Raw genomic sequence first — 14105 nt, 5'->3', positions numbered from 1 at the left:
CCCGTATCAATGTTAAGAAATACCTAAATATTTATGACATGTTTCTTTATCCTCTCGCAGTTCATTCATAAAACCTTTATGCACAATACGCCCATTATCCATAATGTAAAAATAATCACCGATTTGACTAGCCATCATAAAGTTTTGTTCAACAAGTAAAACAGTCGTTTTCTCCTTCATTTTCAAAATTGCTACCATTAATTTTTCTATCATAATTGGTGATAGCCCCTTACTTGGCTCGTCAATAAGCAATAGTCCATCACTATTAATAAACGCTCTTGAAATAGCCAACATTTGTTTTTGTCCTCCGCTTAAAAGCCCACTTTTCTTATTCCAAAACTGCTTTAAATCAGGAAATAGCTCGAGCATCCAATCTATTTTCTCGTCAACTTCTTCTCCTTTTCCACTCGCAAGTGCGAACGTCTCTTCTACTGTTAAATCATGAAAAATCCCTTGATTTTCTGGTACATAGCCTATTCCTTTTCTTGAAATTAAATGTGTAGATAATCCATTGACTTGCGTACTATCATAATAAATCTCACCATTTGCTATCCGATGAAATCCCATAACCGATCGCAACGTTGTTGTTTTTCCCGCCCCGTTTCTTCCAAACAGTACAGTAATCGTCCCTTTCTCAACAGTGAGTGATACCCCTTGTAAAATATGAAACTGATCTAAATACGTCTCTATATTATTCACTTGTAATAGAGCCACTATATAATCCCCCTAAATAAGCACTTTGTACACGCTCATCTTTCATCATTTCTTCTGGTAACCCTTCCGCTAATAACTCGCCATGAAATAAAACGATAAGATGGTCCGACAAACCTAGTACCATATCCATTTTGTGTTCGATGAGTACGATTGTGCTCTCTGGATGTTTTTTAATATTTTCAATCACTTGTAAAATAGCCGGAACTTCCTCAACTGAAATACCCGCAGTTGGCTCATCAAGCAGTAATACATCTGTCTTTAATGCTAATAACATAGCAAGCTCTAACTTTCTTTTTTCCCCGTGAGCTAAATCTTTTGCTAATACCCCCTCTTTCTCATGAAGTAGCACTGTTTTTAAAAGACGTCTCGCCTCTCCAGTTTGCTGCTTTAACTTAGCTACATTCGGGAAAAAACTGTAATAATCTTGCACGAATGATTGAACACTTAAACGTACATTTTCAAGTACCGTTAACTCTGGGAATATATTTGTAAGCTGAAAAGAGCGCCCGATTCCTAATCTTGTTCGGTCTGAAATCGATAATTTTGTAATCTTTTTTCCTTTAAAATACACTTCACCTTTCGTCGGAGAAATTTGTCCACTTAGTAAGTTAAATAACGTTGTCTTGCCGGCACCGTTCGGTCCAATAATTGAAATGAGCTTTCCCTTTTGTACCGTTAAATTAACATCTTTAATAACATGATGGTCACCAAAAGATACACAAAGATTTTTCGTCTCTAACAAATGTGTCACGAAATCCCTCCCTTTAAAGCTTTCAGTATGAAAGAAATACGTATAAAGAGGGTATCCCCTCTTTATACAAAAACAACAGAAAATTCAGTCTATTTATTTTGAACGGGTGGTTCTGTCTCTTTCATCGTTAATTCTCGCTCTAACACTGGTACCGGATAATCAACACCATCTTGCTTTTTCAACGTGATAGAATATAGCGTCTGCATCGCTTGGTGGTCTTTCTCTCTAAATTTCATCTTTCCTTTCGGTGTATCAAATTCCATTCCTTCCATTTTCTTAATCAATGTATTTACATCTGTATCACCATTTGTTTTCTTTAATGCTTCCACAATGGAAATTGCCGCTGACATTCCTCCTGCTGTAAATAAATCTGGTACTGCACCATTAAATCTTTTTTTATGTTCTTCAACTAACCATTCATTCACCTTATTTTTTGGAAGTGCATGATAATAAACAGAAAAACCTTGCATTCCTACTAACGCATCCATCGTTTTTAATGCTGGTATATCCGGTGCACCAGTAGAGACTTTAATACCTTGCGCTTCCACATTCATATCTTTCAACTGTTTCCAAGGTGAATTTGCCCCTGCCCAAACGATAAATAAGTAATCTGGTTTTGAGCTAATGATATTTTGAATATTTGCCGTAAAATCTGTTGAATTCGTGTCAGCGTATTGCTCGTTTACAATGTTTGCTCCTAATTTTTTCGCACCCGCTTTAAATGCCGCAATCCCTTCACGACCAAAAGCGTTATCTGGAGCAAACGTCGCAATCTTTACATCTTTTTTCGCAATTGCTGCTGCTCCTGCAATCGCATCTTGTGAGGAACTTCTTCCAGTTCTAAAAATATATTTATTCCAGTTCTTCCCGGTAATACTATCAGCAACTGCCGGTTCTACAACCATAATTTTTTCATATTCTTCAGCAAGTGGTAAAACCGCTAACGTATCACTTGAACTAGACGATCCGACTAAGAAATCAACTTTCTCTTCTTCTAATAATTTCGTAGCTTTCTTTACCGCTACATCGGCTTTCGTTTCCGTATCTTCTACTACAAACTTAATTTTTTTCCCTTCCACTTTCCCTGTTCCACCAGTTGCATAGTCTAACCCTAATTCAAATCCGTTCACTGTTTGCTTTCCATACGATTCTAATGGACCTGTTAATGATGCAAGAACCCCTACCTTAATCGTTTTTTCATCCTCTGTACTTGTTTTCTTTCCTGAACAAGCTGCCGTTATTAATAACGAACCTAAAACACAACCAGTAAACATTGTTTTTAGCCACTTACGTTTTTTCATCGACATTGTGATCCTCCCCATACTTTACTTTCTGATAGAATCAAACACGCCAAATTCCCCTGCCCGTAATCATGACTTTTAAACTATAAGATAGATAATGGAAAACTCTTGTAGTATCCTCTACATTCGGCACAAATCTATAATCACCTTCCTATTAAATGGAAACGGACATACAATCAATATATATTCCGTTATCCAATTGAAAATACTGTTTCATTACAGTATTCATCACGAAAAAAGCTGCAATAATTAACTTAAGTTAATTATTGCAGCCTACATAAAAAGCACTTAATTATTTTCTACCTTTTCTAACCCTTCAACCAATTGTTTCTTATCTAGCCCTTCCCCGATTACTACCAAGTTTGTCGGGAAACCAAAATCTTGCTCCAGTAAAGTTGGTACGCCAAACGAATATTGGAATAGATGAGGGTATTTATCTCCATGGAATTTCACAAAACCTTTCACTCGATAAATACTATCTGGTAAATTCGAAAGCCATTCATATAATTTGTCTTGATCAATCGATTTCGTAAATTGATACGTCATCGTTTGTATATGTAAATGCTGTTTAACATGAAGTGTCTCGTGTTCCCCAGCACTCATAAATTCAGCTTCTTCTATATCATCTAAAGATATATTACAATATTTTGTTTCAAACAATTTCGCATGATTATTTATTGCTTTCACTTCTTCAAGTACTTTGTTCTTATCTTCTTCTGTTAGTAAATCTGATTTATTAATAAGAAGGTGACTACTAAATTTCATTTGCTCATGCAGTAACTGTTGCACATTTGCACTTAATATACTTCGATTTAACCATCTTACTGCATCTAAAACGACTACAATTGATTTCACTTCTAAGAAAGGTGCTAAAATTGGTGATACACATGCATCTAACACTTCAATTGGATGTGCGACGCCTGTTGTTTCTATGTAAATTACATCTGGTCTTTCTTGCTGATATAATGAATGCAATTGTATTTCAAGTTCTTCCTTTAACGTACAACAAATACATCCTTTTAGTAATTCTCTTAATACATTCTCTTTACCAATAATATCTGTATCTACTGAGTATTCACCAATTTCATTCATTAAAACAGCAACTTTTCTATTCTTCTTCTTCTCCGCTAATAATAAATTTTGTAATAATGTTGATTTTCCACTACCTAAAAAACCACCTAATATATGAATTTCCACTTTATTCATTTGATCAACCATCCATTTCTTTATTTCAAACGTATTCAAAGCGTAATAATTACGATTTATATTTATCATTTTATTAAAAGAATAACAATTTGTAAATATATCTTATCTTCACTTTTCATTTACTTCATGAGCAACTCTAATTCCAGACTCAATCGCTCCCTGCATCCACCCATGTGTCAACGTTGTATGTTCTCCTGCAAAGTGTACGTTTCCAGCCGGCGACGCAATATAAGGAAATAATTCTAGCTCTTGGCCTGGTTCAAAAGCTGTAAATGCTCCGCAAGAATACGTATTCTTACTCCAGCTAAAAGATTCCCCTGTTATAAACTCACTATAGACTACATTCCCATATATTTGCGCTAAATTTTTCAATGCGTAACGAATACGCTCTCTATGCGGGAGACTATCCCATGTTAAAGCCTCATCCGCCCACGTATAACTTGCTATAACGATAGCTGCCCCTGGTGACTGAATGCCATAGCTCGGATAATATGTAAAACGTATCGGTAAATCCGTAATAGATTTCCCACCATACTGCCCGACTCTTTCCCAAAATCTACTTTTGAACTCTATCGCAATTTTAGTTGCAGCAATATAATTTAATTCACGAATTGCTCGTCTTTTAAAATAAGTGAATAAATGAAATGGTTGAACTTCTACAAATCGTAACGCCGAAAACGGAATTGTGATAATAGCAATATCACTTGTTATTGTAAATGGATCTAACGTTTGTTCATGGTTTACTTGCAGCATCACTTTATTATCTTCTTGTATTATTTTTTCTACTTTATAGGACATAAAAATATTATCCTTTAGCTGTGGCAAAAATGCATTTGGTAATGCATCCATCCCGCCCGTTATCTCGTAATATTTCGCCGTTGAAGTAAAAAAAATCATTTCCCGTAATACTTCAATTAAAGACATTCCCATATATGCTTCCATATCAAGAAGTACACCAATCATATCTATTGCTCCATCCGAATAATACTCCATTAAAAATGAACCAAGCGAATACGTTTTATACTTTTTTTCAACGATAAACCAGTTTTTATTAGGATCCTTCTTAATATAATTTAGTATTGGTTCTAATACCTCAAGCATTAGCTCTTCTGCCGTTTTTCCTCTTTCTTTATCCAAAACCGGATATTCAAGTATACTTGGATCATTTTCAAACACATTCAATCTCGTTTGAATATGATTCGTATAAATGATATCTGCAAAAGTTTTATTTATAAAAAGGTTTAACGGTAGTTTAAATTTACGAATATACGCTAAAGTTAACTCATGCGTATCAGGAATTCTCATCGGTCCTGCATTAAAGTATAAACCCGCACTAAACGGTTCACGAATCGTATACACCCTGCCACCTATTCTGTTATTTGCTTCTATAATCGTTACTTCATGTCCAGCCTCTTTTAATAAAGAACCTGCAACTAATCCAGAAATCCCTGCACCGGCAACTGTAATTTGTTTGGGGTTATTCGTTTTGGCAAGCCCTTCATGAACAATTTGAAGCATTTGTTCCATCGATAATGGATTCCCCATACCATTTCCCCTTTTAAAAAGGATTTTACTGAATTATATTCAGTTAACTGAATTCCTATGTTTTGTTCGCAAATTTGAACAGATACATTTTCAAATACTTGAATATCTTTCATAAAATGTAATAAACTAGATATGAATCTATAGAAGTAGGACGTATTATCTTACATAATAAAATCAATGAAATTGCGAGGAATTGTGAAATGAAAAAAGGTATTAACCGTGTTGTATTAGTAGGAACAGGTGCAGTTGGATGTAGCTATGCTTACTGCATGATTAACCAAGCTGTAGCTGAAGAATTTGTTTTAGTTGATGTAAATGAAGCAAAAGCTGAAGGAGAAGCAATGGATTTAAGTCACGCTGTTCCATTTGCACCAGCTCCAACTAGAGTATGGAAAGGTAGCTACGAAGATTGTAAAGATGCTGATCTTGTAGTCATTACAGCTGGATTACCACAAAAGCCAGGTGAAACACGTTTAGATTTAGTTGAGAAAAACGCTAAAATCTTTAAACAAATCGTTCGCAGTATTATGAATAGCGGATTTGATGGCATCTTCTTAATCGCAACAAACCCTGTAGATATTTTAACGTACGTTACTTGGAAAGAATCTGGTTTACCAAAAGAACGAGTAATCGGTTCTGGTACAACGCTTGACTCTGCTCGTTTCCGCTATATGTTAGGTGAGTACTTCGACATTGGTCCACACAACATTCATGCTTATATTATCGGAGAACATGGCGATACAGAACTTCCAGTATGGAGTCACGTATCAGTTGGTATTCAAAAACTACAAACGCTTCTTGATAAAGACAACACATACACACAAGAAGATTTAGACAAAATTTTCATAAATGTTCGTGATGCAGCCTACCATATTATTGAGCGCAAAGGTGCAACTTATTATGGTATTGGTATGTCACTTCTACGTGTTACAAAAGCTATTTTAAACGACGAAAATAGCGTATTAACAGTTTCAGCATACTTAGAAGGTCAATACGGTCAAAAAGATGTTTATATCGGCGTACCTGCTGTTTTAAATCGCGGCGGCGTTCGTGAAATTTTAGAAGTAGAATTAAGTGAAGACGAAGAATTAAAATTCGATCACTCTGTTCAAGTGTTGAAAGAAACAATGGCTCCCGTTCTTTAATCGTATATTTCATTCAAAAAAGCAATCCAATTCATATTGGATTGCTTTTTTATATTTTTATTGTTCACCCTCAATCTAAAGCGTAATATTATCCATAATAGAAAGGAGTGATTTTATGGATGAGTCTTGGACAATTGTCATCCTCTTACTAGCTGTAGCGTCATTAATACTTTTTCTCTTTTTAATCATCAGAACGCTATTTCCAACTAAAAAATATGATAAGAATCTCGGGTTGATCCTTATTATTTTAAGCTTATTAGCAATACCGATAAGTATGTTCCTTATAGGAGGATGGGCAGGTCTGGGGATTGGCATAATCGCGGTGCTTATTTTTGCTGCTGTTATTATAGCTTTAATTGCAAATAAATTTATAAAACTACCTCCTCCAAAGAAAAAATAACCGATGTTTTCAAAAAAGACAACATCGGTTATTTCTATCACTTATTGCTTTTAATCAATTTATCATTATTTACGTCAAGTACATCTAATAAAAAAATAAAGATCGGTATCCCGATAATAAGCCCCCATATTCCGAGGAAATGCTCTGAAAAGATGAGAATCATAAATGTATAAAAGACAGGCAAATTCGTTTTTGCAGACATAAATTTTGGATTTAAAAAATAACTTTCAAGAGCGTGAATCACTGTAATGAACACTAGTATGTACAAAACGTACATAACCCCACCTACGTTATAGGCAATGATACAAAGTGGAAACAGTGAAATGATTACGCCGGCAACAGGAATCAACCCTAATAAGAAAATCATAACAGCTAATACGAGAAGCTGTGGAAATCCTAAAACGATTAATGCAATGACAGTCAGGATACAATTTACAACTGCAATTAAAAATTGTGCTTCAATTACTTTACCGAACGACCTTGCAAACCTTTCACCAAAATATGCAATCTCCTCATAAAAAATCTTTAGCTTACTCTCTTTAAACTTAGAAGTAAATGTAATAATACGCTCTTTTTCTAATAAGAAAAATAAGCTTAATATTAGAGACAATAATATTTGTAAACTCACCTTTCCTATATTCGCTATCGATTGATAGATGACGTCTACACCTTGTTCTATATATTTTGATACTTCCATTCCATTAATTGTCGAAAGTGCATATTTAATGATCTCATTATCCGGTGGATTTTGAAAAAACAGTTTAAATTGATAAATCAATTGTGAAATTTGTATCGTTAGCACAGGCAAATATTTATACAATGTCGTGCCGATAAAGGAAACTAATATTATATACAAACATGCGATAACAATTTTTCGATTCACTTTCAATTTCTTTGAAATAAAACGTTGAAACCGATCCATTAAAAATGTCAGTATAAACGTAATTAATATTAAATTGATCATACTTTTTAATCCATATAATACAAACGCTAATATTATTAAAACGATAAACCGTTGAAACCCTCTACTTCGAAAAAAATTTTTCACTTCATTCATTAAGATTTAACCTCCCCCTTCTATGGATGGAAATTTGATATATTACAAAACGAACGTATTCATTGTAATACTATTACATTTTATGAACTTCTATAGACAATCTTTCTTACTAATTTGGAAGAATCCTTTTTTTCTTTTTTAATGTCTGATTTTTTATCTAATCCTTTCCTAAAAACTATTTTTAAATTCTATATTTTAGGAGAACGTCTATTTTTAGACTGTTGTTCATACGCATATCCAATATTGAAAAGTTCTTTTTCACCAAACTGCCTCCCGACAAATACAACACCTACTGGCTCTCCATTTTTATCATAACCTGCTGGTACCGCTAATTCAGGATAACCAGCTACAGCTGATAAAAGAACTTCATCGTTATTAATCATGACTAAAGCATCCAATCCTTTTTCTACTAAATACTTATCTAGCTCTTTCCTTGCATTTTCTTGACTCGTTTGAACTACTTTTTCAAATTCATCTTTCGTTATAGCAGATTTTTCAGAGCCCTCAATTAATGTTTGTCCATATTTCATTCTTCTTTTACTATCTTTTTTATTAAACACTATAATCTCTTCTAACGATTTTACAGGCACATTTTTTTGCTTCGAAAGATAGTCGTTAACATTATGTTTGAACTCATATTCTAATGTTTGCAGATTATCTACACCCTCGCTACTTAACTGAATATCATCAGTCAATATCGCACCGGCATCTTGAATGTCTTTTCTAATCTTTTCTGCTACTGCTTTTCTATTTTCATCTTGTTGATCTACAGAAAAAAGAATCCCTATCTTTTTTCCTGTTAATCCATCTATTGATAAATCATTCGTATAATCTATTCTATCTCTATCTTTCATTTTTTCTGTCATAGCATCTTTTTCATCATAACCTACCATTGTATTAAATAACGTTGCCGCGTCTTTTACCGTTCTTGCCATTGGCCCTGCAGTATCAAGTGCTTCAGCTAATGGGATAATGCCAGTTCTGCTAACCATACCTAACGATGGACGTAACCCAACTACAGATTGCTGCGTCGCTGGTGCGACAATAGATCCCGTCGTTTCTGTCCCAATTGCAAGCGGTGCAAAATCTGCCGCAACCACTGTAGCAGACCCCGAACTCGATCCTGATGTATCAAATGTAATTGGACCGTACGGATTTAAATTTTGCCCTTTCTTCCCACTATATCCACTTGGCATTGTAAAAGATAAATAATTCGCCCACTCAGACATATTTGCTTTACCTAAAACTAATGCCCCCTCTTCTTTCAACTTCTGCACAATCGTCGCATCTTCATCTGCAACCCAATCTTTTAATACAAAAGTGCCTGCGCTTGTCGGCATCACTTTTGCAGTTTGTACATTATCTTTTACGATGACAGGAATGCCGTATAAGTTCGATTTCTTATTTAACGACCTCTCTTTATCTAACTTTCGTGCTTGCTCTATTGCATTTGGATTAATCTCTGTAACAGCATTTAATGATATTCCATTTTGGTCATGTTCTTGTATTCTAAAGAGATAAATACTCGTTAATTCTTCATATGATAATTTTCCATCATCGACCATATTTTGAAGTTCATCCACAGTTGCATTTACAACTGCTTTTTCTTTTATCTTTACATTATCTATGTTGATTCCTTTAAGCTGCTTATGTATCGGCTTTAACACTCTGTCTTTATCATATACAATACGCTCTGGTTCCTTTGGAAAATAATTTTTATACACGTAATATCCACCGGCACATACCAATAGGACAATACCTCCGGCGATAGACAACGTTATCTTTACCCACTTTTTCATGTTGCTTCCTCCACTCTTACAGTTGCTCAGTTATAAAAAAAAGAGAGTTACCTTTTACTTAACTCTCTCCAATCAAAATGTTAAATGAAAAAATGAATGATTTCAATCTAATCACTTCTTTTTTTGCATTTGCTTCGCTAACATTTCTTTCACTTGATTATACGTTAATCCTGAATTTTTATTTAAACGTTTTACTTCCTCGACATCAGTACCTACCACTGTATATTTTTTCTCGTCATTCATTTTCCTACTTCCTTTCTCACCTGACTATTTGTTATATTCCTTCCCTAAATGCTCATAAATTAACACTAATACAAAAAAGGAAGCTGTTTCTAAGCACAGCTTCCTTCTCGTTACATATTGTATTTCTTAATAAAATTTCACTACATCTTCAGTAGGTAAGAATGTTCTTTCTGCTGGCTGTTCATTTGGTTCACCAAATGGCATTTGACCTACTAAGCTCCACTCTGCTGGAATGTTCCAAGTTTCTTTTACTTCAGCATCTACGATTGGGTTGTAATGTTGCAGTGATGCGCCAATTCCTTCAGCAGATAATAGCATCCACACAGTATGTTGTAACATTGCATTACCTTGATGAGACCAGAATGGAAATTGATCTTTATATAACGGTGCATTTTCTTGCATTTTTTCTACAGTTGCTTGGTCTTCAAAGAATAAAACTGTACCTACACCTGTATGGAAACCTTTTAGTCTTTCTACAGTCGCTTCAAAGTTTTCTGCTGGTACGCGTGATCTAAGCGTTTCTTTTACGATATCCCAAAACTTTTCATGCTCTCCATCCATTAATACAACCATACGGCCACTTTGCATATTAAAAGATGTTGGTGCGTGTAAAGCTGTTTTTAACACTTCTTCAATTCTTTCTTTCGTAATCGCATCGTTTTTTGTTACTTTACGAATTGAACAACGGTTCACGATTGCTTCTTTTAAATTTGTTGTAGTTGCTGACATTTTAATTCCTCCAAATATTTGTTTTATTATTTATTTTGTTATTTCATAACAAGCGAATTAGCAATATCCATCGGTATTACATTGCACACCTTCAAATGAATTTGTTTTATCCTTTTCAATTTCTTTATCAATGACCTTTTCTAGTGTTTCTTTACTAGCAAGCCCTTGAATGACTTCATCTCCAATCATGACAGTTGGAACAGCCATAATATTCGCTTCATCATATGCGTGCTGAATTGCTTCTTGATGCTTTTCTTTATATTTACGAGTTACTAAAGCATCTTTAAATTCCGCCTCAGGAAGTCCTACTTCTACCGCTAATTTTGTTAACACATCAATATCTTCAATGTTTTGCTCTTCTTGGAAAAATGCTGTGAATACGCGGTGATGATACTCATTACCTAGTCCACGTTCTTTCGCAAATTGACATCCTTCGAAAGCTAAATGTGTATATGGATGTGGGGAAACACGTGGCAAACGCATATCAATTCCTAACTTCTTCGCTGTCGGAAGAATGAAAGCATCCCATGAACCTAATTTTTCTGGCTCATTCCATGGGTCTATTTTTGAATATGGACTTGGACGTAATTCAAATGGCATCCATTCAATCTCTACATCTTTCTCTTTCACTACCTCATCTAATGGACCTTTTGCTAAAAAACAAAACGGACATATAAAGTCTGAGTATACTTTCATTTTTACAGTCATAATTTTTACACCTTACCTTCATAGTTGTAATCGATATAGTTACATCAATAATAAAAAAATATAGATAATATTTTAAGCATTCATTTTCTCTTGTAAAGATTCAAACAACTGCCCCATCGAAATATTTTTCAAAACTTCTTCCATCGCGGATTGTGCCTGAATTAATATAACTTCTAACACCACTTGAATATTCGCCCCAATTGGACAATCTGGATTCGGTTGCTCGTGAATATGAAATAGCTTGTCTTCTTCGACTACGTTCACTGCATGATACACATCTAACAATGTGATTTCATGTAAATCCTTTAATAATCCCGCACCACCTGGCCCGCGATTTACGTAAACAAATCCAGCTTGTTTCAAGTACGACATAATTTTACGGATTACTACCGGATTTGTATTTACACTTTCAGCCATATAGTCTGAAGTACAAAGTGAAGATGGATTGTTTCTCAAAATAGATAAAATATGAACAGCTATAGAAAAGCGGCTACTAATTTTCATCGTCATCACCACCTCGATGTAATCATTATAGTTACAACTAAAAAATAAGTCAATCCTTTTCACAGATTTTTTATAAGTAAATTAAAAAGTGTCCCATTATGATATATGAGACACCTCTTTTTATTCTGCAAATAGCGCTTGAAATTCTTCAATAAATAGCTGCACAGCGATTGAAGAATCCTTTAATGAAGGAGCAGCTAAAGCAATTTCTCTCCATACTTGTGGTTCCAATTCTCTCGTTTGCACATTTTTTGGTAAATTCGTTAAAGATAATTCAGCCAATATTGCAATGCCTAATCCTTCTTGAATCATATTTAAAGCTGTAGTAACTGTCGAAATTACATACTCAGCCCGAAGTGGTACGTTTGCTTGTTTAAACATATCAATAATGGGTGGTTCGTATCCACCCTTACATAATATGATCGGTTCATTCTCTAAATCACTAATTGTAATAGCGTCCTTCTTACAGAGAGGATGATCCTCTCTTAAGATAACAACCATTTTCCCCTTCGCTAATGGAACAATCTCCATATCTTTATTAGGCAAAATAACAATTCCTATATCAATAACCCTCGATACTAACCAATCTTCAACTTCTTTAATCGTTCCTTCACAAAGAACTACTTCTAAGTTCGGATACTTCTCCTTAAAAAGGTTTATCATTTTGGGTAAGAAATGTGCAGAAGCGCTCGGAAAACTCCCAATTCGAATCGTCCCAACTTCGTGTCCTTTCTCCATCGCAACTTCTTGCTCAATTTTCTCAATTCCATTCAATATTTCTCTAATATGAACAAGAATTCTCTCTCCTACGTCAGTAACAATTAACCCTTCTCTCTTATCACGTATAAGAATCGTAATATCTAATTCTGACTCAATACTTGAAATGGCATGACTGACAGCAGGCTGTGTCATATTAAGTGCTTTTGCTGCTTTCGTAAAACTACCTAATTCAACCGTTTTAATCAAAACTTGTAGTTGTGTAATGGTCATAACTAATCACTTATACCCCTTATAAAAAAGATTCATTTTATTTATCACAGTCGATATCATATCATAGTGAAATGAAATACAACAAGGAGGTCTTACCGTGACACAGCTTTCTCGAACAAAAACGGCCATAATCCTTACTTTTCTCGTTATTATGTGGGGAATTAATTGGCCTTTATCTAAATTTGCCTTGCATTATACACCACCTGTTTTATTTGCAGGCGTTAGAACTTTAATTGGGGGATTCATTTTACTTATTTTCGCATTACCGAAATACAAAGAGCTACATTTAAAAGAAACTTGGCATTTATACGTTATTTCTTCTTTACTTAACATCATTATCTTTTACGGACTACAAACTGTCGGTCTTCAATACATGCCCGCTGGATTATTTTCCGCAATTGTATTTCTACAGCCTGTTTTACTCGGCATTTTCTCGTGGATATGGCTTGAAGAATCAATGTATGGCTTAAAAATTTTCGGTTTAATTCTAGGATTTATTGGCGTGGGGGTTATTAGCTCTAGTAGCTTAACCGGCCATATTTCTATCATTGGAATCCTTCTCGCATTAGGTTGTGCGATTGGATGGGCACTAGGTACAGTATTTATTAAAAAAACCGGGCACCGCGTTAATGCTATTTGGATGGTAACACTTCAGCTTATTATTGGAGGTCTTTGCTTAGTCGGATTTGGATCAGAGTTTGAAAGCTGGTCTAGTATCGCTTGGAGTATGCCATTTGTTAGTGTGCTACTCTTTATTTCGTTCTTTGTTATTGCAATGGGATGGCTCGCTTACTTCACACTTGTTGGAGCTGGTGAAGCAAGTAAAGTTGGAGCTTATACGTTCCTTATCCCTCTTATCGCTATTATTGTAAGTTCAGTTTTCTTACATGAGGCCATTACAATGAGCTTGTTTATCGGTCTATTATTTATTGTCGTGAGTATTTGCTTTGTAAATATAAAGCCGAAAACACTTGCTGTAGGGCAGCAAGTTGAAGTGAAATAAATAAACGTGA

At 34.7% G+C, this 14105-nt stretch carries 15 protein-coding genes; 3 read left to right on the top strand and 12 right to left on the bottom strand.

Annotated elements, in window-relative coordinates; translation table 11 throughout:
• Window positions 1–12 precede the first annotated feature (12 nt).
• The 5 genes from JDS81_RS25255 to JDS81_RS25235 all read right to left on the bottom strand — a co-directional run bounded on the left by JDS81_RS25255 (window position 13) and on the right by JDS81_RS25235 (window position 5517).
• Window positions 13–714 (bottom strand): branched-chain amino acid ABC transporter ATP-binding protein, encoded by a 702-nt coding sequence (locus JDS81_RS25255; protein WP_001196710.1) that lies wholly within the window; start codon window positions 712–714, stop codon window positions 13–15.
• Complete coding sequence (locus JDS81_RS25250) at window positions 692–1465, bottom strand: ABC transporter ATP-binding protein (protein ID WP_097953321.1); 774 nt, start codon at window positions 1463–1465, stop codon at window positions 692–694. Before JDS81_RS25250 ends, JDS81_RS25255 begins: the two co-directional genes overlap by 23 nt.
• A gap of 89 nt (window positions 1466–1554) precedes the next feature.
• The gene (locus JDS81_RS25245) at window positions 1555–2772 is read right to left on the bottom strand and encodes a substrate-binding domain-containing protein (protein WP_097953320.1); all 1218 of its coding nucleotides are present in this window, start codon (window positions 2770–2772) and stop codon (window positions 1555–1557) included.
• Window positions 2773–3054: 282 nt separating this feature from the next.
• Window positions 3055–3972: a CobW family GTP-binding protein gene (locus JDS81_RS25240; RefSeq protein ID WP_097953319.1), complete on the bottom strand. Its 918-nt coding sequence runs from the start codon at window positions 3970–3972 to the stop codon at window positions 3055–3057.
• 108 nt (window positions 3973–4080) lie between these two features.
• Window positions 4081–5517: a flavin monoamine oxidase family protein gene (locus tag JDS81_RS25235; protein ID WP_000528020.1), complete on the bottom strand. Its 1437-nt coding sequence runs from the start codon at window positions 5515–5517 to the stop codon at window positions 4081–4083.
• Between the two features lie 200 nt (window positions 5518–5717).
• Between JDS81_RS25235 and JDS81_RS25230 the strand changes: the two genes are divergently transcribed.
• Both JDS81_RS25230 and JDS81_RS25225 read left to right on the top strand, forming a co-directional pair.
• The gene (locus JDS81_RS25230; protein WP_097953318.1) at window positions 5718–6662 is read left to right on the top strand and encodes an L-lactate dehydrogenase; all 945 of its coding nucleotides are present in this window, start codon (window positions 5718–5720) and stop codon (window positions 6660–6662) included.
• A 115-nt stretch (window positions 6663–6777) separates the two neighbouring features.
• Window positions 6778–7062 (top strand): YesK family protein, encoded by a 285-nt coding sequence (locus JDS81_RS25225; RefSeq protein WP_097953317.1) that lies wholly within the window; start codon window positions 6778–6780, stop codon window positions 7060–7062.
• A 37-nt stretch (window positions 7063–7099) separates the two neighbouring features.
• Here the strand turns inward: JDS81_RS25225 and JDS81_RS25220 are convergent, their stop codons facing one another.
• The 7 genes from JDS81_RS25220 to JDS81_RS25195 form a co-directional block, all read right to left on the bottom strand.
• Window positions 7100–8119 (bottom strand): AI-2E family transporter, encoded by a 1020-nt coding sequence (locus tag JDS81_RS25220; protein ID WP_001006567.1) that lies wholly within the window; start codon window positions 8117–8119, stop codon window positions 7100–7102.
• A 188-nt stretch (window positions 8120–8307) separates the two neighbouring features.
• The gene (locus JDS81_RS25215; RefSeq protein ID WP_097953316.1) at window positions 8308–9918 is read right to left on the bottom strand and encodes an amidase family protein; all 1611 of its coding nucleotides are present in this window, start codon (window positions 9916–9918) and stop codon (window positions 8308–8310) included.
• A 111-nt stretch (window positions 9919–10029) separates the two neighbouring features.
• Window positions 10030–10161, bottom strand: a complete 132-nt coding sequence (locus tag JDS81_RS30785) for a hypothetical protein (RefSeq protein ID WP_000997344.1) — start codon at window positions 10159–10161, stop codon at window positions 10030–10032.
• A gap of 126 nt (window positions 10162–10287) precedes the next feature.
• On the bottom strand, window positions 10288–10890 hold the full coding sequence (locus JDS81_RS25210; protein ID WP_097953315.1) for a nitroreductase family protein: 603 nt from the start codon (window positions 10888–10890) through the stop codon (window positions 10288–10290).
• A gap of 57 nt (window positions 10891–10947) precedes the next feature.
• Entirely contained in the window at window positions 10948–11598 is a 651-nt protein-coding gene (locus tag JDS81_RS25205) for a DsbA family oxidoreductase (RefSeq protein WP_097953314.1), read from the bottom strand.
• 72 nt (window positions 11599–11670) lie between these two features.
• Entirely contained in the window at window positions 11671–12102 is a 432-nt protein-coding gene (locus JDS81_RS25200; RefSeq protein ID WP_097953313.1) for an Rrf2 family transcriptional regulator, read from the bottom strand.
• Between the two features lie 120 nt (window positions 12103–12222).
• A complete protein-coding gene (locus JDS81_RS25195; RefSeq protein WP_000156755.1) occupies window positions 12223–13092 on the bottom strand; it encodes a LysR family transcriptional regulator in 870 nt (289 codons plus the stop codon).
• A gap of 97 nt (window positions 13093–13189) precedes the next feature.
• Between JDS81_RS25195 and JDS81_RS25190 the strand changes: the two genes are divergently transcribed.
• On the top strand, window positions 13190–14095 hold the full coding sequence (locus JDS81_RS25190; protein ID WP_097953312.1) for a DMT family transporter: 906 nt from the start codon (window positions 13190–13192) through the stop codon (window positions 14093–14095).
• The last annotated feature ends 10 nt before the right edge of the window (window positions 14096–14105 follow it).

Source organism: Bacillus cereus group sp. N31 (assembly GCF_016483245.1).
GTDB classification, from domain to species: Bacteria; Bacillota; Bacilli; order Bacillales; family Bacillaceae_G; genus Bacillus_A; species Bacillus_A toyonensis.
This window is presented reverse-complemented; position numbering and strand designations above follow the sequence as displayed.

Excerpts from the sequence above, each read along its gene's own strand:
- JDS81_RS25215 (WP_097953316.1), bottom strand. The coding sequence starts at position 9,918 with ATGAAAAAGTGGGTAAAGATAACGTTGTCTATCGCCGGAGGTATTGTC.
- JDS81_RS25195 (WP_000156755.1), bottom strand. The coding sequence starts at position 13,092 with ATGACCATTACACAACTACAAGTTTTGATTAAAACGGTTGAATTAGGT.
- JDS81_RS25230 (WP_097953318.1), top strand. The coding sequence starts at position 5,718 with ATGAAAAAAGGTATTAACCGTGTTGTATTAGTAGGAACAGGTGCAGTT.
- JDS81_RS25220 (WP_001006567.1), bottom strand. The coding sequence starts at position 8,119 with ATGAATGAAGTGAAAAATTTTTTTCGAAGTAGAGGGTTTCAACGGTTT.
- JDS81_RS25235 (WP_000528020.1), bottom strand. The coding sequence starts at position 5,517 with ATGGGGAATCCATTATCGATGGAACAAATGCTTCAAATTGTTCATGAA.
- JDS81_RS25225 (WP_097953317.1), top strand. The coding sequence starts at position 6,778 with ATGGATGAGTCTTGGACAATTGTCATCCTCTTACTAGCTGTAGCGTCA.
- JDS81_RS25200 (WP_097953313.1), bottom strand. The coding sequence starts at position 12,102 with ATGAAAATTAGTAGCCGCTTTTCTATAGCTGTTCATATTTTATCTATT.
- JDS81_RS25205 (WP_097953314.1), bottom strand. The coding sequence starts at position 11,598 with ATGACTGTAAAAATGAAAGTATACTCAGACTTTATATGTCCGTTTTGT.
- JDS81_RS25210 (WP_097953315.1), bottom strand. The coding sequence starts at position 10,890 with ATGTCAGCAACTACAACAAATTTAAAAGAAGCAATCGTGAACCGTTGT.
- JDS81_RS25245 (WP_097953320.1), bottom strand. The coding sequence starts at position 2,772 with ATGTCGATGAAAAAACGTAAGTGGCTAAAAACAATGTTTACTGGTTGT.
- JDS81_RS30785 (WP_000997344.1), bottom strand. The coding sequence starts at position 10,161 with ATGAATGACGAGAAAAAATATACAGTGGTAGGTACTGATGTCGAGGAA.
- JDS81_RS25240 (WP_097953319.1), bottom strand. The coding sequence starts at position 3,972 with ATGAATAAAGTGGAAATTCATATATTAGGTGGTTTTTTAGGTAGTGGA.